The following is a 21,211-nucleotide window of genomic DNA, read 5'->3' as shown; positions in this document are numbered from 1 at the left end:
ATTTTTTAGTCGAAAGTCTGAAATGATTCTATTTGAAAACAAAAAAACAAACTAGATAACGATACAGTGAAACCTACTCGAAACGCATCGCTTTTACAGGAGAAATTTTAGTGATAATATAAGATGGCACTAAAAGCATTACTAAACACAACACAAATGTCCCTACATTAAGTGCAATAATATAATTGATATTTATGTACACCGGAGCTTCGGTTACATAATAAATACTAGGATCTAAAGGAAAAAGTTTTAAATATTTCTGAGCGAATAATAATCCTAAACCTATCAGGTTTCCCCAAAATAAACCAAGCACAATTAAATAAGACGCATTAAACAAAAATAGTTTTCTAATACTCCAGTTATTACTTCCTAAAGCTTTTAAAACACCTATCATTTGCGTGCGTTCTAGAATAAGAACCAATAAAGCTGTAATCATATTAATACCCGCGACTAAAATCATAATCCCGATAATGGCATAAATATTATTATCGAAAATCTTAATCCACTCGAAAATATTATAGAATTTCTCAACAATAGTTTGGGTGTTTAAAGTTGGTGGTGTGGTCTTATAGACTTCCATACCAATTTCTTTGACTTGGTCGAAATCATCTATAAACAATTCAAAATTTCCTATTTGGGTATCGTCCCATTTATTTAATCGCTGAATGTGTCTAATATCACCTATAATATATGACGCATCGAACTCCTGAAAACCGGAATTATAAATACCTACAATATTATATGTAATAATATTTGGTGGCTTATTGGTATCGTCTTTTATAAAATAGGTATTAAAAGCATCGCCCAATTTAAAGCCCATTTTATTAGCGATAAACTGAGACATTAAAACATCTTCATTTCTATCTTGAGTGTAATCAGGTAAACGACCTTCGATTAAGAAATCTTTAAAATAATCCCATTTAAAATCTTTACCCACACCTTTTACAATAATGCCTTCAAAATCTGTTGCAGTTCGAATAACACCAAACTTAGTAGCTACACCTTGTATGTGATTTATACCTTCTATAGATTTAAATTCTGGATAAAATTCCTGTTGTGTAGAAATGGGGACAATACTTTCCTGAGAATTGTTACTGTCGAAATTGGAAATTGTTATATGTCCGTTAAACGCAATAACCTTATCTCTAATCTTTTGCTGTAATCCGATTCCAGTTGCAATGGCAATCATCATGACAATTATACCCACAGCAATTGCAGCGATTCCAATTTTTATTATTGGTGCCGAAACACTACTTTTATACGCCCTACTACCTATAATGCGTTTGGCTAAAAAAAATTCGTAATTCAAATTAATGGTATGCGTTTAAATGTCCTCAAAAATACAGTTTTATTATTTGTTTTCATCATGATTTCTTTTGGTTGTCTTGCAAAACCATCAGCCGAAAACACAAAACAAGAACTTTCCGTTTCACTAAGCGATAGCACTATAGTGGTTGGAGCAAACAGAACCCAAGCGTACATTCCTTTATTAAAGGGAAAATCTATTGGAATTGTAGCCAACCAAACGTCTGTTATTTTTAAAACTGACAGCACGTATACTCATGTTGTAGACTCGATTATACAATTAGATGTAAATATTACCAAAGTATTTTCTCCCGAACATGGTTTTCGTGGTACAGCAGATGCAGGTGAAGTGGTAAAAGACGGTATCGATACCAAAACAAAGTTGCCTATAGTATCACTTTATGGTGCGAATAAAAAACCAACAGCCGATCAGCTAAAAAATATTGACCTCTTAATTTTCGACATACAAGATGTTGGTGCTCGTTTTTATACCTACATCTCGACTTTGCATTACGTTATGGAAGCGTGTGCCGAAAACAATATCCCCATGTTAATATTAGATCGCCCAAATCCAAACGGACGTTATATTGATGGTCCTATCTTAGAGATGGAACATAAGAGTTTTGTGGGTATGCATCCTGTACCTATTGTGCATGGTATGACTATTGGCGAATATGCCCAAATGATAAATGGCCAAAAGTGGTTAGAAAATGGAGTAACCTGCGAATTAACGGTTATAGAAATGGAGCATTATACACACGATAAACTATACCATTTACCTATAAAACCATCGCCTAATTTACCAAACGATCAATCTATAAATTTATATCCGAGTTTATGCTTTTTTGAAGGTACTAATGTAAACGCTGGTCGTGGCACACAAACTCAATTTCAAGTGTATGGGTCACCATTCCTAAAAAACCAAGAGTATACCTACACACCAAAATCTAATAAAGGGGCCAAACATCCAAAACATAAAGACAAGGTATGTTATGGTGTAGATTTAACAAATGAAAAACAACTTAATCAGATTAACTTAGCTTATATAATTAAAGCCTATCATGCGACCAGCAACAAATCGGAATTTTTTAATTCCTTTTTCACGAAGTTGGCGGGCTCTAAAAAACTTCAGAAACAAATTGAAGGAAATCTTACCGTTACCGAAATTAAACAATCTTGGAAAACAGGATTAGATGGGTATAAGAAAATGAGTAAAAAGTATATGCTTTATAATTAATAGTATCCCTTTAGTTGGCAAACGTTGGTGCTTAGAGCTAACTTTAAAAAATGAGATTAACTATTTATAAGATTAGTCTTCGGTTGTTGTTGGACTGAGCACATTATTAATTTTTCTTAAATCTAAAAGCGAAACTTCAGATTCCCAAACAGAGGCATTCTGTTCATCCTCTAGCAATTTATAAGCCGAATAATATAAAAAGGCGCGCAAATTCGCATTTTGAGAAGCGACTTCCGAATCCTTAATTCGTTTTAATTTCCTAAGTACTTTTTTCGGATTTTGAAAAAGAAGTTCTTTCTGAATTTCTAACAATTCCACGCGTTGTTTTAACATGGGTTTATTGTCTAGTTTTTCTTGGTCTAAAAATTCGGACGCTTCATCAAGATATATGGTCGATAAATTGACTAGTTCTGGACGCACTTCATAATTCGCAAAAAAAGCAAAATCCATATAGGACGATGCTAAATAAAATGCAGAATAAAAGTCCTTTTCACTTCTATAGTTTATAAGCCTAGATTTTAGAAAAGATGTATCCATACTATATTTAAGGATAAATTCCGAAAGGTTTAAAAGTTGCATGTCTTGGGAGGTATTTATAATATTCCCATTAACATCCATAATCTTTAAACTTTCGTCATGAAATTTATCGATATAATCCATCGATCTTGTTTTTTTAATCTCATCGTAAAGTCGCGGATATTCGTTTTCACTTAACACTACAGGAACAAAGTGCGCCCATAACAAACTGTCTATTTCAGGACGATCGTACATATGCTCTATAAACATACGTTTTCCATCGCTAGTATTTACATAAGCCGAAGCACCGTCGTAATAAGAGTTTTCCCAGACTACAACTAATAATTTATTTTGTACTAGTCCCAAGCGCTCGGCAACCTCTAAGTTTGTGAGCCACTCCTGAGCGAAACTTGTACTTGCAAAAAAACAAAAGCATATATAGAACAGTAATCTTTTCATAATTTATTGGATTCGTTTTTTCATCTCTTCTACAATATTAAAAGCCGCAGGACAAATTGCAACATTTTTTAATGTAAGATTAGAAATTTGCTGAAACTTTTTTCTATCGGTATGCGGAAATTCACGACAAGCTTTTGGTCTAACATCATAAATAGAACAGTAATTATCGGCCCCTAAAAATGTACACGGCACACTTTGCAACACATAATCGTTCTCTTCATCTATTCTTAAAAACTGATCGATAAAGCGCTGGGGCTTCATTCTAAAATGCTTAGAAATACGTTCCACATCTTTATCTGTAAACAACGGACCAGTAGTTTTACAGCAATTTGCACACGTTAAACAATCTGTACGCTTAAATTCTTCATCATGCAATTCCTGCATAATATAGTCTAATTGCTTAGGCGGTTTCTTTTTTAATTTTTTAAAAAAGTTAGTATTCTCGTTATGCTTATCTTTGGCCTCCTGAGGCAGATTTTTTAAAATGTCTTGCATGAGGCAAAAATACAATATAATTAAATAATTTCTTTTTTAGACCACTAAGAAAATAGATACAATTTATTATGAAAGATCTTTTCGGACAAGCACTTTTAGATTACCAAAATAACAATTACACTGAAGATATTATAACGTCTACAAACATTAGTGACGAAGACACCTTGCCACTGCCTTATCTATTTCGCGACTATAAAGACATGCCTAAATTAGAACAAAAAGCTTTAAACTTAGCGCAAGGTTCTGTACTCGATGTTGGTTGTGGAGCTGGTGGACATAGCTTATACCTTCAAAACAAAGGTTTATTTGTTAAGTCTATAGATATTTCTGAAGGCGCCATTTCCGTGAGTAAAATTCGTGGTGTAAACCATGCATACACAGCTTCTATACTAGATGAAACCGAACAGTTTGATACCATTTTGTTATTAATGAATGGTACAGGAATATTTCAGAAATTAAGTTACGTAACTAAATACTTAACGCACTTAAAATCGTTATTAAAAACCAATGGTCAGATATTAATTGATTCTTCAGACATACAATATATGTATGAAGATGAAGATGGCGGATTGTGGATAGATACTAATGCTAATTATTACGGCGAACTCGATTATTATTTAAGTTATAAGGGAGAAAAAGAAACGCCTTTAACTTGGTTATATTTAGATTTCGAAACTTTAAAAACAGCCTGTCTTACTGTAGGACTACATTGTGAGAACATACAAGAAGGCGATCATTTCGATTATTTAGCGAAACTTACTATTAGCGAATAGAATACCCTTGAGCTTCTAATTTTTGGTTTACCTTTTTATAAATATCACCACACCAAAAATCTGAAATCACCTGCATTTTATCATTCATATCAGATTGGGAACTGACAATCTTTTTGCCTGTAGATGTTTTATAAAACTTATCGATTACTTTTTTATCTTTTTTGGTTAAGCCATTCGGATTTTTAATCATGGTTTGCCCCGTTGTAGAACCGTACAAATTATTCATATTTTTAATGTCTTCCATTGTAAAAAAATCGGAATAGGCAGTAACCAATTCCTGATTAACCCGTTGCATTGCTTCTGGTTTTTCGGCCTTTAATGATGCCCAAGTTGTGGCAGGAACATCAAATTTATAATATTGATCTTGTATTTGCTTAAAACAGGTTTCGTATATGGTTTCGTAGTACGCAGAGGTTCCGTTACTTTTAAGACATTGTAAGGCCTGATCTGTATAGTCTGCCGATTGAGATAAAACGTTGAGACTAAAAAAAACTCCTACACACAGAAAAAGAATAGATTTCATAAACAAGAATTATGGTTAAAATTGATATTCAACAAATTAAATATACTAAAAAAACCAATACCTCTTTTTTCTGTCATCTTCTTAAATTCTATAACCCATAAAAAAAAGCACCTTAAAGGTGCTTTTTAAAATTATACAATCGTATTTCTTAGAAATCGAATTTAAAAGTCGCTCCTCCCAACACTTGAAACCCTTGAACATCGTAATTATTCCAACTTTCATAATTTTGGGCTGTAATATTATTCAATTTTAAAAATACCGTAAAAGAATTTGTCACGTTATAACCACCGTTTAAGTTTAAATCTAAATAGCCATCAACATCAATTGTTTCCGTCGTTAAATTTATATTATTTCCTGTGATGTATTGATCGTTACGCTTTCCTACATAGAATATATTCGCACCTGCAAACCATTTCTGGTCTGACATATAATCTCCAAAAACAGACGCTTTAATATTAGGTAAATTCCAAGCCTCTTCTTCCAACGTTGTGTCGTAATTATTATACTCGGCTCTAAATCCTATTTTTAAATTCTTGTTCATATTTACATTTAACTCTGCCAATGCTTGTATGGTGGTAACATTATCGTAAACTACCATAAAAGAGTTACCATAGCTATATTTTTCAAAATTGTTAGTCGTTATCCTATTTTTTCTAAACAAAGATTTATCATCTTCAGAGGTATACCCAACTTTTACATTATATCCTATATCGTTTGTAAATTTCCCCAACATTCCTACATAGGCGTTGTAGTTATTATCTGTAGGTTTAACACTAATAGAAGGCGATAAATACGGATTAACTTTAACAAAATCTCTATATGTATTTTGTATAACATCTCCTGTAAATCCTCCATAAGCAATTACGGCATCGTCTACAATTCTAAATGTTCCTGTTATATTTGGGTAAACATAAAAGTTGCTCTCTGTATCGTTTATTCCTAACATGTAGTACATTGAAGCTCCAATGTTTAAAGTAAAATCTTCGCGATTTAGTTGATACTTAGGAGACACACCTAGTAATACATTTCCGTATTCAGGTGTATGATCTAAATTATATGACGTTCCAGCCTCGCCAGAGAAAAACTCGAACCTTACATCGGTAGTAATTTCTTCGTCCAAAATTGGCAAATCTACTTTCCCTGTGAATTTAAGATGCGATTCTTGAGAATCAAAATCGTCGTAAAAACGTCTTAATAGTACGCTAGCCGATTTTACATAGGTATATTCGTATTCAACTTCTCCCGACAGATATAAGTCGAAATAATCGTGAGCCACATCTATATCTTTTAGATTAGAATTTTCGGTTCCATACCAATTATACTTCTGAGTTTCGAGTCCTCCCATTATACTCCAGGTCTTATCTCTTTGTCTATTAATATATTCGAAGTCTGCCTTAAAATCTGAAAATCCGCTGTCTAAATTAACGTCTTCAATTTCGCCGTTCGATTTATCGTATGCGATCTTAGCACCAAATATTCCAATCCGATTAAACTCCTTTGCAACAGATAATTCTGAAATTAAACTACCGTAAGATCCCAGGCCTAAATTAATATAGCTATCGTAAAAACGTTCTGGTTTTTCTTTTTCTATGGTCGCAGCAGTTCCTTTTGTAGGAATAAAAGTTGATGCTACAGGTACCGAAAGAATTTCATAATTAATAGGCTTTTTCTCTGTGGTCGAATTATCATCTAAGGTTGGTGTTGTTTTTACCTTAAAAGCATCAGAAATTGTAGGCGTATAAGGCTTAACTACATTAATTACATCTGTTTGTATGGTATCCTTTTCTTGAGAAAACATTAAAGTCGAACTACAAAGCACAGCGACTAATGTTAATATATATTGAAATTGCTTATACATAATATAAGTAGGTGTTTTTAACGGTTTTAATTTAGTCTTGAGTTTGTACTGACGAATTGGTTTTAGCCTGCTCTTGCTTAATATCTTTAAGCTCTTTTTGAGCTTCTGAGGTTACATCTTTATAAGTCGAAAAGTTTTCGATCACACTTTCTAAAATGTAAGTCGCTTGAAAAGCATCGCCCAATTCTTTATAATTCTTAGCCATTACAACTAGTCCCTTTGCACTGAAATATTTGTAGCTTGAATAATCTTTTGCTAGGCGTTGTACAAGCGCATTCGATTCTTCATAATAGCGATCCTGATGCTTAAAATAAGCACTATAGTATAAGGCTTCGGCCGCAGTTTCTCCGGTAGCTACTTTACTCACTTCCTCGTAAGCCACTTTAGCACGCTCAAGATCCTTAGTACTAAAAGCCGATCTGGCTATTATAATATGAGCATCACTTTTAATCTTGTTGTCTATAGTTTTATTAGCTAGTACTTTCTCGGCATAACTTACAGCACTATTGTATTTACTTAATTGATAGTTAGCTTTCATTAAATTTGACTGTGCAAATACAACGTTTTGCGGAAACGCCGCTTCGGTTTCTAAACGTTCTAACACAGGAATGGCATCTAACCAATTTTTGCCATCAAGATAACTTTGAGATAATCGTACCAAAGCTTCTTCGGTAAATTCACTACGTGGCGCATCGACAACATATTTATAGTGAGGCGCAGCATTTACCGTGAGACCTTTTTTATAATATAATTGGGCTAAATAAAAATGTGCTTCGTTAGTATGTAAGCCTGGTTTAAACTGAGCTAGATATCCATTAAACTGTTTTATGGCATCATCGACCTCGTTGTCTAAGTATCTTTTTTCTGCAGACTGATACGTTGAATTATCCAAATCGGCATCGGTTACTTTTACATAATCTAAGGTTTTTACCCAACTGGCATAAGCATCAACTTCTCCTAAATCAATATAAATTAAACGCGCTGTAGACACGGCTTGAATGGCTTCCGGTGTATTTGGATAGCTCGCGGCTACAGTTTTAAAACGCTCTAATGCTTTTTGGTTTTTATTATCGTTGTAAAAGATTAAACCTTCACGAAGCATGGCTTTAGGCGTTAAAGAACTCATTCTGTATTCTGAACTCAACTGATTGTACATAGCCACGGCTCTATCGTTCTGATTAGATTTGGTATACGCGTTTCCTAGCTCGTACATCGCATCGTCTCTTAATTTAGATTTTGGATATGTATCTATAAAGCGTTCTAATTCCGAAACTTTAGTCTTAGAATTACCAATATAGCCATAACTAATTGCCTTTTGAAAAGTAGCATAATCCGTTTCTATTTCACCCAATTTAATAGCCGAATTATACGCATTAATAGCAGACTCGTAATTACTTGATACAAAATACCCATCGGCCAAACGCAAATAAGCATCGTTTAATTTTACCTGATCCTCGTTATAATTTTTAGTAAACGTATTAAAGTGTTCGGTTGCTTGGCTATAATCTCTTTGCTTAAAATAGGCATAACCCAAACTATAATCTACAACTTCATGTTCGTCTGTTTGTATTCCAGAAAACAGATTAAAAGACTTAAAATCTATAACCGCCTCGGCATAATTATTTAAATTATAATTACATTCTCCCTTCCAGAAATTGGCACGAGCTGTATATTCTGTATTGATTTGTTCATTTAACGACAGATCGAAAAAAGTTAATGCCTCGGTATACTTTTCTTCTTCTACCAATTCTAAACCTCTATAAAATGCCACCTTTTGATATGCTTCTTTACTGGTTGCGTCGTTTTTATTCTCTAATATTTTTAACGCCTCTTTATAGTTCTTAGATGTGATATAAGAATCTACTAATAAATCTTCTGCATTAGCACGATTAGGACTCTCTGGATATTTTGCGATATAAGATGATAATACCGTAGGAACCGACTCATACGGGTTTCCTATTTCATAACTAATTTTCGCATAATTATACCATGCGTCTTCCTGAATTTTAGTCACATGATCCATTCTAGATGCATTTCTAAATGCATTTAATGCTTCCGTTTTTTTATCTAAGCGGATATAACTTTCTCCTAAATGATAGTAGGCATTCTGAGCAACTCCATTGTTCCCACTTATAATTTTATTAAACTCGGAAATTGCTCTGTCGTAATCATTTTGTTTGTAATACGCGTAACCTAATTGGTAATAATCTGTGTTACTCCACTTTCCTCTTTTACCAGTATACAATGTTAAATACGGAATGGCCTCGTCGTACTTTCCTAAGTTAAAATAACTCTCTCCAACAATCTTATTTAGCTCAGACTCTTCTTCTCGATTACTATACGGGATTTGCTCTTTTGCCAAAGCGATAGCTTCTTCAAAATTTCCTAATTTAAAATTTAAATCGGCTTTGTAATATGTCATTTTCTCTTTGTATTTCGACTGGTCTTTAACCTGATCGAAATACTGATTAGCCTGTCCTGCATCATCACTTTGGTAGGCCATATATCCAATATAATACTTGGCTTGCGCACCATAAGTTTTTGAATTTTCGACCTTAGCTAGGTAAGTCTTTGCGTTGCTATAATTCTTTGTAATAAAAGCCGTGTAACCTTTATTAAAATTATAATCATCTTGTTCCATAGCCGATAAGCCACGTTCATCTACACGGTCGTACCACTTTTTTGCATGTGCATATTTTCCACTTTTAAAATAGAAGTTTGCAACATCCATATATGCGGAGTTTCGTTTTGGACTCGTCGGATAATCGATAACAAATTGCTCGACGAGATCGTCTGCTTTAATTTGATTTAAGCGCACGGCTATATTGGCGATATAATAAGCACATTCGGACTGTATCACTTGTTCGGTAGACTTCCGTTGGATGTCTGTAAACATATCTTGAGCCGCTAAATATTGCTTATTATTATATAAGGATAGTGCTTTAAAATATTCTGCTTGGTCGTTTGTATAAATTGCGGATTGCTGTGCCAACATCGGGCCACTCATCACAATAGCTAATAAAAATAATAAAATTTTACTCCTAATCATTAACCTTAAGTTTTAATTAAATCAAAGATAATTTAATCTAAATTCTATAACGAAATTTTCGAGTTATAATTATGTATAAAAAAAATAAAACTTCAAAATATTCTTTAAAAAAGCAATCGTGCTATGTTTTAAAAGTTATTATAAAATGATACATTTACAACGCACAAAAAATCTACAATTCTTATGCCACAAACTGTTCTTTATTTAAAAGACGCTTCTATTTCTCAAGGCGATAGTCTCGTACTCTCTAATGTTAACGTTGAAGTTTACAAAGGCGATTTTGTCTATTTAATTGGTAAGACCGGAACAGGAAAAAGTAGCTTTATGAAAACCCTTTACGGCGACCTTGCTCTTACCGAAGGCGAAGGTAGTATTGTTGACTTTAACCTGCGTACATTAAAAGAAAAAGAAATCCCTTACTTAAGACGAAAGCTAGGCGTAGTTTTTCAAGATTTTAAACTTTTAGTCGATCGTAATATTATTGAAAATTTACGTTTTGTATTAAAAGCAACAGGTTGGAAAAACAAATCTGAAATGCAGACACGTATCGATGAAGTTTTAGAAAAGGTTGGTATGAAAACCAAAGGCTTTAAATTCCCTCACGAACTTTCTGGAGGAGAACAACAACGTGTTGCCATTGCTCGTGCATTACTAAACGATCCTGAACTTATTCTTGCCGATGAACCTACCGGAAATCTTGATCCGCAAACAAGTATCGAAGTTATGAAAGTGCTTCAGGACATTAATAAAAATGGAAATACCATTTTAATGGCCACTCACGATTATGCGTTATTACTTAAATACCCGAGTAAAACTTTAAAATGTGACGACAACCAACTTTACGAAGTGGTACAACGAAAAAGTTAGATTTCTCTCAGAAAGGATTGTTTAATAAGATGAAAATAAGTCGTTTTCTTTACACTTTTTTTCATAAAAGACCGTTCTACATTTAATTATAGACCACCTTTCACTGCATGTTATCCGTATTAATTCCCATATACAATTATAATGTTGTCAATTTAGTGCAAAACCTGCATAAGCAACTCATGCAGGGAAATTATGCTTTTGAAATAATTTGTTTAGACGATGCTTCTGCAAATGAATTTGTGCTAGCAAACAGTAAAATTGAAACGCTTGAATTCACGTCCTTAATAAAATCTACTACAAATAACGGTCGCACAAAAACAAGACAATTACTCTCTCAAGCCTCTAAATACGATTGGTTACTATTTTTAGATGCAGACACAATGCCCGTTAGCGAAACTTTTATCTCACAATACCTAACCGCTATGAAAGAAGAACATGAAGCTGTATTTGGCGGATTCTCTTATCATAAAAAAAAGCCTTCTAGCGCGTATATATTAAGATGGGAATACGGCCGAAAGAAAGAAGAAGTAAATGCTAATATTAGAAATACCAATCCGTATAAGATTATAATATCTGCAAATTTCTTAATAAAAAAATCAATTTTTGAAACCTTAAATTCGCTTGTAAAGCATAAAGTATATGGTTTAGATAATTATTTCGGCGCTTTACTTAAAAATCACAATGTTAGAGTTTTACACATAAATAATCCCGTATTTCATCTGGGCTTAGAAAAAAACGAAGTCTATTTGAACAAATTAAAATCGGCAGTCCATACCCTATTACTGCTTGTAAAACAGGATAAAATGAAGACACATAATAACGATCTTTTATCACTTTTTATGTTTCTAAAAAAAACTAAACTAAGTTTTGTGCTTTCTAAATTTTACAGAGCCTTTAATAAGCAAATGGAAATGAATTTATGCGGAAACACACCATCTATTAAAATATTGCAATTTTATCGCATTTCTTATATGTGTTACGCCGACCAAAATTCTTAATATATGAAAGCCTTTTTTTCTGTCGTAATACCGTTATATAACAAGCAAAATCATATTAAAAACACCATTGATTCGGTTCTTAAACAAGGGTTTATAGATTTCGAGATTATTATAATAAATGATGGATCTACAGATCAAAGTTTAGACGTTATTAATAGCATTTCCGATCCTAGGCTACATATTTATACTATAAAAAATCAGGGCGTAAGTTTTGCAAGAAATTACGGTGTAAACAAAGCAACAACTAACCATATTGCATTTCTAGATGCCGATGACATCTGGGAACATAATCATTTAGAATCTCTTTATAATTTATATCAGGATTACCCAGGTTGCGGTTTGTATTGTACCGCGTATCAAAAACGTATGCACGATGTTATTATTCCATCGACTTACTTTGGTATTCCTAGTTCAAAAGCATGGAGCGGTGTTATTTTAGATTTTTTTGAAGCGAGCACGATAAATTGTATTGCATGGACATCGGCAGTATCTATACCAAAGCACATTTTTTTAAGTGTAAAAGGTTTCGACAACCGCATTAAAACAGGTCCTGGAGAAGATATTGACCTGTGGATAAGATTAGCTTTAAAGCACCCCGTAGCGTTTACCAATACCTTTACAGCAACTCATAATCTACTCGCAGAAAACAGACTTTCTAACAGCAATAAAGATCTTAAAAGTTATATAGATTTAGATCAATATGAACCTTTTATAGCACAGCATACTTCCCTGAAAAAATATTTAGACCTAAACCGATTTGCCTTGGCCTTAATGTTTAAAGTGAATTCAGACGAATTAGCATTTAAAAATTGCGTGGAGAAAATGGATCTCACCAATTTAAATTGGAAACAGAAGGTCTTATTAAAATGTAACCGATCTACACTTTTACTAGCCAAACGCTTGCAATTATTTCTAAAATCATCGCATTTACATTTTAGCGCCTTTAAATAAGAGATAGTCATTAAAATCTCTAATGTAATCGTCCTCATCAAACTCGGCCGAAGCCAAAACTAAACACACAGAACCCGACGAAAAATTTTCTATTTCACGCCAAATCCCAGGCACAATCAGTAAGCCTTTATCTGGTTTGTTTAAGGTAATTAACTCTTCTTCTAATCCGTTTTTTATACGGACCTCAAAGCTACCACTTAAGGGAATTAATAGCTGATATAGCGATTTATGAGCATGACCTCCGCGATAAGCATCACTAGGTACATCATACAAATAATACACACGCTTAATATCGAACGGTATAATATCTTTTTCAATAACGGCTAAGTTACCTCTTCTATCCTTAATTTTCGGTATATCTATAATTCTGACTGACATGTATTTTATTTATTTCCCTCTTAGTTTCTAGCTCCTTATATTTACTTATACCTTGTAAACCCAGTTTAAATTTATACGGTATATCTGTAAATTTAATATACTGGTGTCGCCACGTAAACAACACATACTTTATTAACCAAATATAACTCAAATTACCTATAAATCGTTGCATACGAGCTGTCCTTGAAAAAAAAGCATTATCACTTCCCATTAAAACTCCAGAGCTTAAATTGGGATGCATTACTATAACCTTACTTATATGAATCATTTTTAGCCCCTTATCGAATGCATTTCTAAGAAACACATATTCTGTCGATCCCTTAAACGTAGATCCCACACCAAAATGGTGATTAAAATAGATTTCATGGTCTTGAAAGACCTCACGCTTAAACGTGATTACCCAAGTATAGATTTTTAACAAGGACTTTTTAGTATGTTCGCCTTCAGGATAATAATTAGTATACAATTCGTGTTGCTCATTTATGGCTTCAAATGAAATCATATCGGCATCCTCATGTTTGCGATGTGCATTCAATATTGTTTCTTCCAAACCTTTTTCATAAACTATATCATCGTCCGACATTAAAAACACATCTGCTGTTCCTAGTCTTATGGCTAAATTTCTACTAGCAGGCGAACCGCGCTCAAAAGAATTTGCGACTTTAATATTGGGATATGTAGACTCTAAAATTTTATCTTCAGAAGTTTGATTTACAATAATAATATTGAAATTAGAAAAATGCTCGTGAGGAAACATCTTCTCTAAAAACAGTAAATCTGTTTGAAGCATTGTAGAAATTAAAATTTCTAATTTCAGAAGTTTATTATTGTTATGCATTATATTCCATTATGTTTGTAAATTTACAAAAAGAAAAACCTCGCTAACCGAATCATGCCTAGAAATCCTTTAGTAACGATTATATGCTTATGTTATAATCATGCCGAGTTCTTAATTGAATCTCTAAACTCTACCAAAAACCAGACGTATAGTCCTATTCAGGTTATTATTTGCGACGACTTTAGCCAAGATAATTCTGTAGACCTTATTAAGGATTGGGTAAAAAATCACGATGCTCAGTTTATAGAAAACAAGACAAATCTTGGAAATACTAAAACCTTTAACAATGCATTACGCTACGCTAAAGGCGAATATATAGTAGATTTAGCTACTGATGATATTTTATTACCCAACTCTGTAGAAAGCCAAGTTTCTAAATTTCAAACTTCAAAATATAAAAATTTAGGTGTTGTTTTTTCAAATATAGAACGGGTCGATGCTAAAGGCGATCATATTTCTTTTTTTTACGACTTGAACGAAGATGGCACCGCTAAAGAAAAGCCTGAAACTGGCGATATATACTGCAGGCTGTTACATAGTTTCTATTTAAGTGCAACATCTATGCTTATAAAAACCGACGTTTTAAAAGCACTTGGTGGTTACGATGAAAATTTAGCTTACGAAGATGTAGATTTCTGGTTTAGATCGTCTAGAATTTATGAGTACGACTATGTCGATAAAGTTTTAGTAAAGAAACGTATTCTATCTAATTCTTTAAGTTCTAATTTTAAACGAAGAGACCGCATTAATTTAGGTAAATCTACGTACCTGATTTGCAAGAAGGCATTCTATTTAAACACAAGTAAAGAGGAACATAAATCCCTTCAAAATAGAGTGATTTACGAGTTACGATTAGCGCTTAAAAACCGAGATGCAGAAACTGCTTTTCGTTTTTTCTATCTCATGTCAAGATTACAATTAAACATCCTGTTTTAAAAGATTACGACTTATTTATAAAAGCAAGTACCTAGTTCTTGTCTATTTTATTTTCTTCATCTTTTTCCTTGTTTTCATCTTCTTCATCTACTAAGAGCGCTGTATCTTCTGGTAACACTCCAAATAGTGAGGTACTAAAAATTAATAAAATAATGCCATAGTACATAACATAAGTTACAAAATGGGCTATAGTTGCTCCTTTAACCCCATAGAGATCTATAAAATACATACTCGTTAAATACAATATAATTACAGAAAAGGCTTCAGTAATAATATAATGCCAGAACATTTTTTTTGCTAAAAACTGATACGAGATCACTATGGAAAGTACTTTTACAAAATCGCCTAAAAGTTGCCATAAGAACAAATCTTCTACAGGTTTAAATTCTTCTGTAAACACAATAGCGACAATAAAGCGCCTGAGTAAGTAAATCACAAATAAACCTAGTCCAAAAACAGGAATTATGGTTTTATAGAATCCAAAAACTTCCTCTCTAAACTCTTTAATATTATCAATTTCTGAAAATCGAGGTAAAATATAAAGCCCCATTAACGAACTAACAAACATTAAGTAGTATTTAGAAATCCGGACCATCGCTTCCCAAAAACCAGCATCCTTGTAGCCTATATTATCAATAATATAAGACCGAATAGCAATAGCTACAATAGGTAAAACAATGGCTGAAAACAAGGCCATGGTAGAAAACGCACTTAACCGTTTTACAAAGGTAAAGCTTACACGACTAGCACGAACTAATGGAATTAAACTACGCTGATTAATTACTCCTACCATGGTGATTAAAAAGACAAGAGATTCCCCGACTACAATAGCGATTAAAGCTCCATCGATTCTATTCTGATATATTAAGATAAGTGTTATACATGCCCCTAATACTTGACCAATAATATTAATGATGAGTAACATTTTATACTTTGAAAACCCATTCATTATGGCAAAGGCAAACATATTCATGGAATAAAAAGGCAACACGAGAGCCAATATTCGAATAACGTATGCATAATCGCTATACGTTGGAAAAACAAGCGTATTTATATACTCCGCATTAAAATAGCATAAAAAAGAAACGAGTGTAGTTGCTATAAAACCCAGATAAAAAGCAGTAGATAAGGTTTTACTTAATTCTATAGTGTTAGTTTTAAACTCAGAGATATACTTTATAATACCACTGTACATTCCTAAAACAGAAAAAGAATGCGCAGAACTTACTAAGTTTCGTAAGTTTCCAATTAAAGCTAAACCTTCCGGTCCAATATAAATAGCGATGGCTTTAGACGTTAAAAACCCTGTAATAATTCTAGTAATTACTGAAGCTGAGTTTAAAGAAGCAACCTTAATTAAAACATTATTATTTATATACTTTTTTATTTTTTTCAATTAGAACCCGTTTAAAACATTTATTACGTAATCTACTTCTTGATCTTCCATTACAGGGCTAATAGGTAAACTTACCACAGTATTATGTATACGGTCTGTTACCGGTAGCTGTAAAGCACTGTAATGGCTTAATGCTTTTTGTTTATAGGGAGGAATTGGATAGTGGATTAGAATTTCAATATTATGCTTTTTAGTAAAACTGATAAAACGTTCTCTATGGTCTACCCGAATTACAAAAAGATGAAAAACATGAGATTTCCAATCTGCGCATAAAGGTAATATTATTTTGGGATTCTTGACCTCTGAAAGATAGCGATTTGCTATTTTTTGTCGGTGCGCGTTATCCGCATCTAAATGTGCTAGTTTTACACTTAAAAAACGAGCTTGAATGTCGTCTAAGCGTGAGTTATATCCTAAATAATCATTAACGTATTTAGACGATGTCCCATAGTTTCTAAGTTTCATTAGCATTTCGGCCAAATCGACATCGTTAGTAGTCACAGCGCCGCCATCCCCTAAAGCACCTAAATTTTTACTCGGATAAAAACTAAAGGCCCCAGCATCTCCTAAATTTCCGGATTTTCTACCATCGGAATACACTGCACCATGCGCTTGTGCTGCATCTTCTACAACTAATAGATTATTTTTAGTGGCTAATTTCTGAATCGCGTTCATATCTGCCAATTGTCCATATAAATGAACAACCAATACCGCTTTAGTTTTAGATGAAATGTTCTGCTCCAATTCTGAAACAGCAATATTATACGTCTGTATATCAGGCTCTACAAAAACCGGTTTTAATCCCGCTTGTATGATGGCTAAAATGCTAGCGATAAAGGTATTTGCTGGCACTAAAACTTCGTCGCCTTCATTTAATCTTCCTAAAGCTATATACGATTTAAAGATAAGGGTAATAGCATCTAGACCAGTGCCAACACCAATACAATGCTTGGTACCACAAAATGAAGCAAATTCAGTTTCAAAATTAGTCACACCTTGTCCTAAAATATAATGTCCAGAATTTAAAAACTCTTGGAATTTTAATTGAAAAGCATCGTGATAGCGTGCATTAATTTTATGTAGGTCTAAAAATTTAATCATTCAATTGCAATTTAAAGAAATCTTGTAAATAGACTTTACATCCTAATTCTTCTTTTTGTTTTAAAAGTCCTTCGTTATAGCCCAAACGATTCTGCTCTGTTGCCGTACCCATTGAAAAGAAACGTTTGCCTTCTGCCTTGTATTTATAAATTAAGGACAAAAATAAAAAATCTAAAGCTCTATGCTTTTCGCCCTCTTTTGTGGTTGCTCCATATTGTGACTTCACAATATGTTCGTTTTCGAATAGGGTTAAACCCGCTAATATTTTATTATCTAAATAAACATCAAATTGTTTAATATTTTTAGGAAAGCAGGTATTTAAATACGTTATTTCTTCCAAGCTATGCACAGGCTTAACCTGATGTTTTTCTAATAATCGTGGTTGCAAAACGTCTGTCCAAAACGGAGTAAAATCTGAACTTTCCCTAATTTCAAAGTCAATATCCTTGGCTTTTCTAAAATGCTTAAGCTTTGTTTTATGTATGGTTAATGGCCTAGAATAATCTACCGCCAATACCATTTCTCTTTTATCGAGTTTGGCTTGTTTAGCTAAAAAATAGCTAAACTCGAAAGCAGGCGTTTTAAAATAAATTTCAGGCATTTCTTTAACAATAAAGCTCTTAAATTTTTCCTTTTGTAAAAAAAGAAAAAGTGCTTCAAAAATCAATGAAATATCTTTAACAGATTGTTTCTGCTTTAAAATTAAACCTCCAAAAGTTAAACCTTGATGAGAATAGAGACTATCGGCGTTTCGATTTGCGGGTATTACGGCAATCAGGCTGTACTGTTTATAAATGAGTAAAGAAAAGTCTTCAAACCGATCTTTATGATACTCCATAAAATGACGATGAAACAAAAATGTTCCGTTTTTTGCTTCAGAAATAAAAGTATTCCAAAGATCGAAATGTTGTACTGCGTAACGCTCTACTTTTAGTTGGCTCATTAATTAAAAATACATTTTATTGCATTAGTATGCCATTTATTATTTTTGAAAATTTATTTGCTCCTTGACTATTCAAATGATCTGCATCTAAAAAATCTGAGGTTTCAAATCGCTTATCATCCAGATAATTTAAATATATGCAATTTTTATATTTAGAGTCCATAAGCTTTCCCGCCATTATCGTTTTCTCCAGCTGTAACACTTCTAAGTGCTGAATATACGCTTTATAAGCGGGCATAGTAACAAGAACGACTTTTATACCACTTTCATTACATTTTTTGATAATATTCTCTAATATTTTATAATTCTCGCTATATAACGCGTCTGAAGTCGCCGTGTGTTTTTTGGCGACACGCATACTAACGTCTTCTATATTTTCGATAGTGGCATCCTTTTCTTTAAATGCCCATCCTCTTGCATTGACATGCTGGGAAGTTTGATTTAAAATGTAATACGCATAAAGTCGCTCGAGATTATATTTAAATTTAACGCTTAATATTTCAAAATGGTCTTTTAAATTAGAGTCTAAATTTACATCGGTATACAACGCATAATCTTTAAGCCTCCACCTCTCGTCTCCTTCCTTTAATTGCTCGAAAAGTGTAGTATATGAAAGTCTTAGCACCACCGTCTCTAGAGCCTCTAAATCGTTTACATGCTGACGTAGTATAGCATAGTCAATATCTATAGTTTGTGATACATGTCCGTAATTTAATGCGTCTGCTGTTAAAAATTCCGGATTTACGCCATATAAAATATGTGAACTCCCCAAAAGTAGCGTTTTTATACTGTTGTGATGTCCTTTTAAATAATCGGATTTTACCTGATAGGCATTTGGGATTTGTCGCAATGCAAATTCCATAGCACAGCCTAGTACCAAAACAGGTAGACAGAAAAACAGAAATAATTTAAGAAATGTCTTCATTTAAAACTGAAAATAAATAAACTGTTGTGGCTTCGCATAAAAGTAAAAAATACAGAAGACAAGTATATAATAAAATGCCCATCTAAACGGTCGTCTCCAAGTCTGTCCTAATTTCTCGATGGCATATTCGTTGGTTTTACCAAGCCATTCAATACTCATAAAACCCATAATCCCTAGAAAAACCACGAACGCACCTGTCCGATTTGCAAATTCTGGTATGGTAAATAATGAGCTCGAAAATATTTCGGACAGATAACTTACGGCAATTTGCAAATTGTCTGCTCTAAAAAACACGCGGACTAACACTAAAAATGTAAATGTTTTTAAAATCCCGAAAACTTCATTAGCACTTGGAACAAGACTAGTGGATTGTACTTTAATTTTATTCGATGGCTTTCGTCCCCAAATAATTAGAGGCAAAAAATGCATTGCATTTATAAGACCGTACACTATAAATTTCCAAGCCGCCCCGTGCCACAACCCGATCACTAAAAAGATTAAAATAGTGTTTCTAATTTGGAATAGCTTAGAACCGCGGCTACCGCCAATAGGAATATAAAAATAATCTCTGAACCATGTCGTTAACGATATGTGCCACCGTCTCCAAAACTCGCCAATATTTCTAGAAAAATATGGAAATGCGAAATTCTTAGATAAGTTGAAACCGAATAATCTAGAGACTCCAATCGCGATATCTGAATAGCCCGAAAAATCGCAATAAATTTGAATAGTGAAGAAAAATGCTCCAATTAATAACGTGCTTCCGGAATAGGCGTCGTGATTCCCAAAAAATTCATCTACAAAAATAGCACAGTTATCTGCAATTACCATTTTTTTAAAGAGTCCCCAAAGCACCTGTTTTAAACCGTCTGTTGCTTTATTAAAATTGAACGTACGCTTTGCTTCAAACTGAGGCAACAAATCCCTAGCGCGCTCTATTGGTCCTGCCACCAACTGCGGAAAGAAACTCACAAACGCCATAAAGCTTACGAAGTTCTTTGTGGGTTCTAATTGCTTTCTGTAAATATCGATAGTGTAACTTAACGTCTGAAACGTGTAAAAACTAATCCCTACAGGAAGAATAATATTTAAGGAATTATAACGCAAATCTCCTCCAAAGAGTGAAAAAGCTTGAACAAAATTTTCGAGAAAAAAGTTGTAATATTTAAAGACTCCGAGTAATCCTAGGTTAATAAAGACACTAGTCCATAGTAATCCTTTTCTTTTAAATGAATCTTCTTGTTTAGAAAGCGCCAATCCAATAGAATAATCGACTATAGTACTAAATAGAATTAGGGACAGGAAACGCCAATCCCACCAGGCATAAAAAAGGTAACTAGCCAAAACAATAAGTATGTTCTGGATTCCAAGTTTAGTATTGCAGACAAACCAATAGAGTATAAAAACTATTGGCAAAAACACGGCAAAATCTATGGAGTTGAATAACATAAAAAAATATTCGTAACTATTGTATTCTCGTCTTCCCTATAAAACTTAGGACAGAAACAATACTTGGACTTTAAAAGTCGTGAATTTATAGTTAAATAACGAAGATAAATAATTAGGCATGCGCTTCCTTTAATTTAATTAATGAATTAGACGTATAACCACATTTCAGTACAAAGTAATTATACATTATCTAGCCTAAGCGAGAAAGCATGGC

Annotated in this window: 19 protein-coding genes; 6 read left to right on the top strand and 13 right to left on the bottom strand. The window is 33.3% G+C overall.

Translation table 11 applies throughout. From position 1 onward, the window contains the following. Positions 1–73: 73 nt before the first annotated feature. Complete coding sequence (locus AC0UBM_RS15560) at positions 74–1,309, bottom strand: ABC transporter permease (RefSeq protein ID WP_475689246.1); 1,236 nt, start codon at positions 1,307–1,309, stop codon at positions 74–76. Positions 1,310–1,318: 9 nt separating this feature from the next. Here AC0UBM_RS15560 and AC0UBM_RS15555 point away from each other — a divergent pair, with 9 nt between their 5' ends. Beyond that, positions 1,319–2,542: an exo-beta-N-acetylmuramidase NamZ family protein gene (locus AC0UBM_RS15555; protein WP_475689245.1), complete on the top strand. Its 1,224-nt coding sequence runs from the start codon at positions 1,319–1,321 to the stop codon at positions 2,540–2,542. Between the two features lie 72 nt (positions 2,543–2,614). On the opposite strand, the gene AC0UBM_RS15550 is transcribed toward AC0UBM_RS15555, so the two are convergent. Together AC0UBM_RS15550 and AC0UBM_RS15545 are read right to left on the bottom strand one after the other, a co-directional pair. Continuing rightward, entirely contained in the window at positions 2,615–3,517 is a 903-nt protein-coding gene (locus AC0UBM_RS15550; RefSeq protein ID WP_475689244.1) for a hypothetical protein, read from the bottom strand. A gap of 3 nt (positions 3,518–3,520) precedes the next feature. Next, a complete protein-coding gene (locus AC0UBM_RS15545) occupies positions 3,521–4,012 on the bottom strand; it encodes a YkgJ family cysteine cluster protein (RefSeq protein ID WP_414035352.1) in 492 nt (163 codons plus the stop codon). Between the two features lie 68 nt (positions 4,013–4,080). Between AC0UBM_RS15545 and AC0UBM_RS15540 the strand changes: the two genes are divergently transcribed. After that, positions 4,081–4,785: a class I SAM-dependent methyltransferase gene (locus AC0UBM_RS15540; protein ID WP_434036720.1), complete on the top strand. Its 705-nt coding sequence runs from the start codon at positions 4,081–4,083 to the stop codon at positions 4,783–4,785. On the opposite strand, the gene AC0UBM_RS15535 is transcribed toward AC0UBM_RS15540, so the two are convergent. The 3 genes from AC0UBM_RS15535 to AC0UBM_RS15525 form a co-directional block, all read right to left on the bottom strand. Beyond that, positions 4,775–5,308 (bottom strand): DUF2059 domain-containing protein, encoded by a 534-nt coding sequence (locus tag AC0UBM_RS15535; RefSeq protein ID WP_475689243.1) that lies wholly within the window; start codon positions 5,306–5,308, stop codon positions 4,775–4,777. The genes AC0UBM_RS15540 and AC0UBM_RS15535 overlap by 11 nt on opposite strands. 148 nt (positions 5,309–5,456) lie before the next feature. Further along, positions 5,457–7,166 (bottom strand): porin family protein, encoded by a 1,710-nt coding sequence (locus AC0UBM_RS15530; protein ID WP_475689242.1) that lies wholly within the window; start codon positions 7,164–7,166, stop codon positions 5,457–5,459. Positions 7,167–7,197: 31 nt separating this feature from the next. Further along, positions 7,198–10,215, bottom strand: a complete 3,018-nt coding sequence (locus tag AC0UBM_RS15525; protein WP_475689241.1) for a tetratricopeptide repeat protein — start codon at positions 10,213–10,215, stop codon at positions 7,198–7,200. 183 nt (positions 10,216–10,398) lie between these two features. Here AC0UBM_RS15525 and AC0UBM_RS15520 point away from each other — a divergent pair, with 183 nt between their 5' ends. The 3 genes from AC0UBM_RS15520 (at position 10,399) to AC0UBM_RS15510 (ending at position 13,031) form a co-directional block, all read left to right on the top strand. Continuing rightward, positions 10,399–11,082 (top strand): cell division ATP-binding protein FtsE, encoded by a 684-nt coding sequence (locus tag AC0UBM_RS15520; RefSeq protein ID WP_382384520.1) that lies wholly within the window; start codon positions 10,399–10,401, stop codon positions 11,080–11,082. A 107-nt stretch (positions 11,083–11,189) separates the two neighbouring features. Then, on the top strand, positions 11,190–12,080 hold the full coding sequence (locus tag AC0UBM_RS15515) for a glycosyltransferase family 2 protein (RefSeq protein WP_475689240.1): 891 nt from the start codon (positions 11,190–11,192) through the stop codon (positions 12,078–12,080). Positions 12,081–12,083: 3 nt separating this feature from the next. Next, the gene (locus AC0UBM_RS15510; RefSeq protein WP_475689239.1) at positions 12,084–13,031 is read left to right on the top strand and encodes a glycosyltransferase family 2 protein; all 948 of its coding nucleotides are present in this window, start codon (positions 12,084–12,086) and stop codon (positions 13,029–13,031) included. On the opposite strand, the gene AC0UBM_RS15505 is transcribed toward AC0UBM_RS15510, so the two are convergent. Continuing rightward, the gene (locus tag AC0UBM_RS15505) at positions 13,008–13,409 is read right to left on the bottom strand and encodes a sugar 3,4-ketoisomerase (RefSeq protein ID WP_414035345.1); all 402 of its coding nucleotides are present in this window, start codon (positions 13,407–13,409) and stop codon (positions 13,008–13,010) included. The two genes, AC0UBM_RS15510 and AC0UBM_RS15505, sit on opposite strands and share 24 nt — an antisense overlap. After that, positions 13,375–14,247 (bottom strand): glycosyltransferase family A protein, encoded by an 873-nt coding sequence (locus tag AC0UBM_RS15500; RefSeq protein ID WP_475689238.1) that lies wholly within the window; start codon positions 14,245–14,247, stop codon positions 13,375–13,377. Before AC0UBM_RS15500 ends, AC0UBM_RS15505 begins: the two co-directional genes overlap by 35 nt. Before the next feature lie 54 nt (positions 14,248–14,301). Here AC0UBM_RS15500 and AC0UBM_RS15495 point away from each other — a divergent pair, with 54 nt between their 5' ends. Continuing rightward, complete coding sequence (locus AC0UBM_RS15495) at positions 14,302–15,183, top strand: glycosyltransferase (RefSeq protein ID WP_414035343.1); 882 nt, start codon at positions 14,302–14,304, stop codon at positions 15,181–15,183. Between the two features lie 31 nt (positions 15,184–15,214). Here the strand turns inward: AC0UBM_RS15495 and AC0UBM_RS15490 are convergent, their stop codons facing one another. Genes AC0UBM_RS15490 through AC0UBM_RS15470 form a run of 5 tightly spaced genes read right to left on the bottom strand, consistent with a single transcriptional unit; the run spans position 15,215 to position 20,997 of the window. Beyond that, positions 15,215–16,579 carry an O-antigen translocase gene (locus AC0UBM_RS15490; RefSeq protein ID WP_475689237.1) on the bottom strand — a complete coding sequence of 455 codons (1,365 nt, stop codon included), beginning with the start codon at positions 16,577–16,579 and terminating at the stop codon, positions 15,215–15,217. Beyond that, entirely contained in the window at positions 16,580–17,680 is a 1,101-nt protein-coding gene (locus tag AC0UBM_RS15485) for a DegT/DnrJ/EryC1/StrS family aminotransferase (protein ID WP_475689236.1), read from the bottom strand. Further along, positions 17,673–18,623: a FemAB family protein gene (locus tag AC0UBM_RS15480; RefSeq protein WP_475689235.1), complete on the bottom strand. Its 951-nt coding sequence runs from the start codon at positions 18,621–18,623 to the stop codon at positions 17,673–17,675. The genes AC0UBM_RS15485 and AC0UBM_RS15480 overlap by 8 nt, the downstream gene beginning before the upstream one ends. Positions 18,624–18,639: 16 nt before the next feature. Further along, positions 18,640–19,548, bottom strand: a complete 909-nt coding sequence (locus AC0UBM_RS15475) for a hypothetical protein (RefSeq protein WP_475689234.1) — start codon at positions 19,546–19,548, stop codon at positions 18,640–18,642. Next, on the bottom strand, positions 19,549–20,997 hold the full coding sequence (locus tag AC0UBM_RS15470) for an MBOAT family O-acyltransferase (RefSeq protein ID WP_475689233.1): 1,449 nt from the start codon (positions 20,995–20,997) through the stop codon (positions 19,549–19,551). It lies immediately after the preceding gene. Between the last annotated feature and the right edge of the window lie 214 nt (positions 20,998–21,211).

It is taken from the genome of Formosa sp. F44, from assembly GCF_056238645.1.
Note: the sequence above shows the minus strand (reverse complement) of the source record. Positions and strands in the feature narration are given on the sequence as shown.

Excerpts from the sequence above, each read along its gene's own strand:
- AC0UBM_RS15555 (WP_475689245.1), top strand. The coding sequence starts at position 1,319 with ATGCGTTTAAATGTCCTCAAAAATACAGTTTTATTATTTGTTTTCATC.
- AC0UBM_RS15550 (WP_475689244.1), bottom strand. The coding sequence starts at position 3,517 with ATGAAAAGATTACTGTTCTATATATGCTTTTGTTTTTTTGCAAGTACA.
- AC0UBM_RS15545 (WP_414035352.1), bottom strand. The coding sequence starts at position 4,012 with ATGCAAGACATTTTAAAAAATCTGCCTCAGGAGGCCAAAGATAAGCAT.
- AC0UBM_RS15540 (WP_434036720.1), top strand. The coding sequence starts at position 4,081 with ATGAAAGATCTTTTCGGACAAGCACTTTTAGATTACCAAAATAACAAT.
- AC0UBM_RS15535 (WP_475689243.1), bottom strand. The coding sequence starts at position 5,308 with ATGAAATCTATTCTTTTTCTGTGTGTAGGAGTTTTTTTTAGTCTCAAC.
- AC0UBM_RS15530 (WP_475689242.1), bottom strand. The coding sequence starts at position 7,166 with ATGTATAAGCAATTTCAATATATATTAACATTAGTCGCTGTGCTTTGT.
- AC0UBM_RS15525 (WP_475689241.1), bottom strand. The coding sequence starts at position 10,215 with ATGATTAGGAGTAAAATTTTATTATTTTTATTAGCTATTGTGATGAGT.
- AC0UBM_RS15520 (WP_382384520.1), top strand. The coding sequence starts at position 10,399 with ATGCCACAAACTGTTCTTTATTTAAAAGACGCTTCTATTTCTCAAGGC.
- AC0UBM_RS15515 (WP_475689240.1), top strand. The coding sequence starts at position 11,190 with ATGTTATCCGTATTAATTCCCATATACAATTATAATGTTGTCAATTTA.
- AC0UBM_RS15510 (WP_475689239.1), top strand. The coding sequence starts at position 12,084 with ATGAAAGCCTTTTTTTCTGTCGTAATACCGTTATATAACAAGCAAAAT.
- AC0UBM_RS15505 (WP_414035345.1), bottom strand. The coding sequence starts at position 13,409 with ATGTCAGTCAGAATTATAGATATACCGAAAATTAAGGATAGAAGAGGT.
- AC0UBM_RS15500 (WP_475689238.1), bottom strand. The coding sequence starts at position 14,247 with ATGCATAACAATAATAAACTTCTGAAATTAGAAATTTTAATTTCTACA.
- AC0UBM_RS15495 (WP_414035343.1), top strand. The coding sequence starts at position 14,302 with ATGCCTAGAAATCCTTTAGTAACGATTATATGCTTATGTTATAATCAT.
- AC0UBM_RS15485 (WP_475689236.1), bottom strand. The coding sequence starts at position 17,680 with ATGATTAAATTTTTAGACCTACATAAAATTAATGCACGCTATCACGAT.
- AC0UBM_RS15480 (WP_475689235.1), bottom strand. The coding sequence starts at position 18,623 with ATGAGCCAACTAAAAGTAGAGCGTTACGCAGTACAACATTTCGATCTT.
- AC0UBM_RS15475 (WP_475689234.1), bottom strand. The coding sequence starts at position 19,548 with ATGAAGACATTTCTTAAATTATTTCTGTTTTTCTGTCTACCTGTTTTG.
- AC0UBM_RS15470 (WP_475689233.1), bottom strand. The coding sequence starts at position 20,997 with ATGTTATTCAACTCCATAGATTTTGCCGTGTTTTTGCCAATAGTTTTT.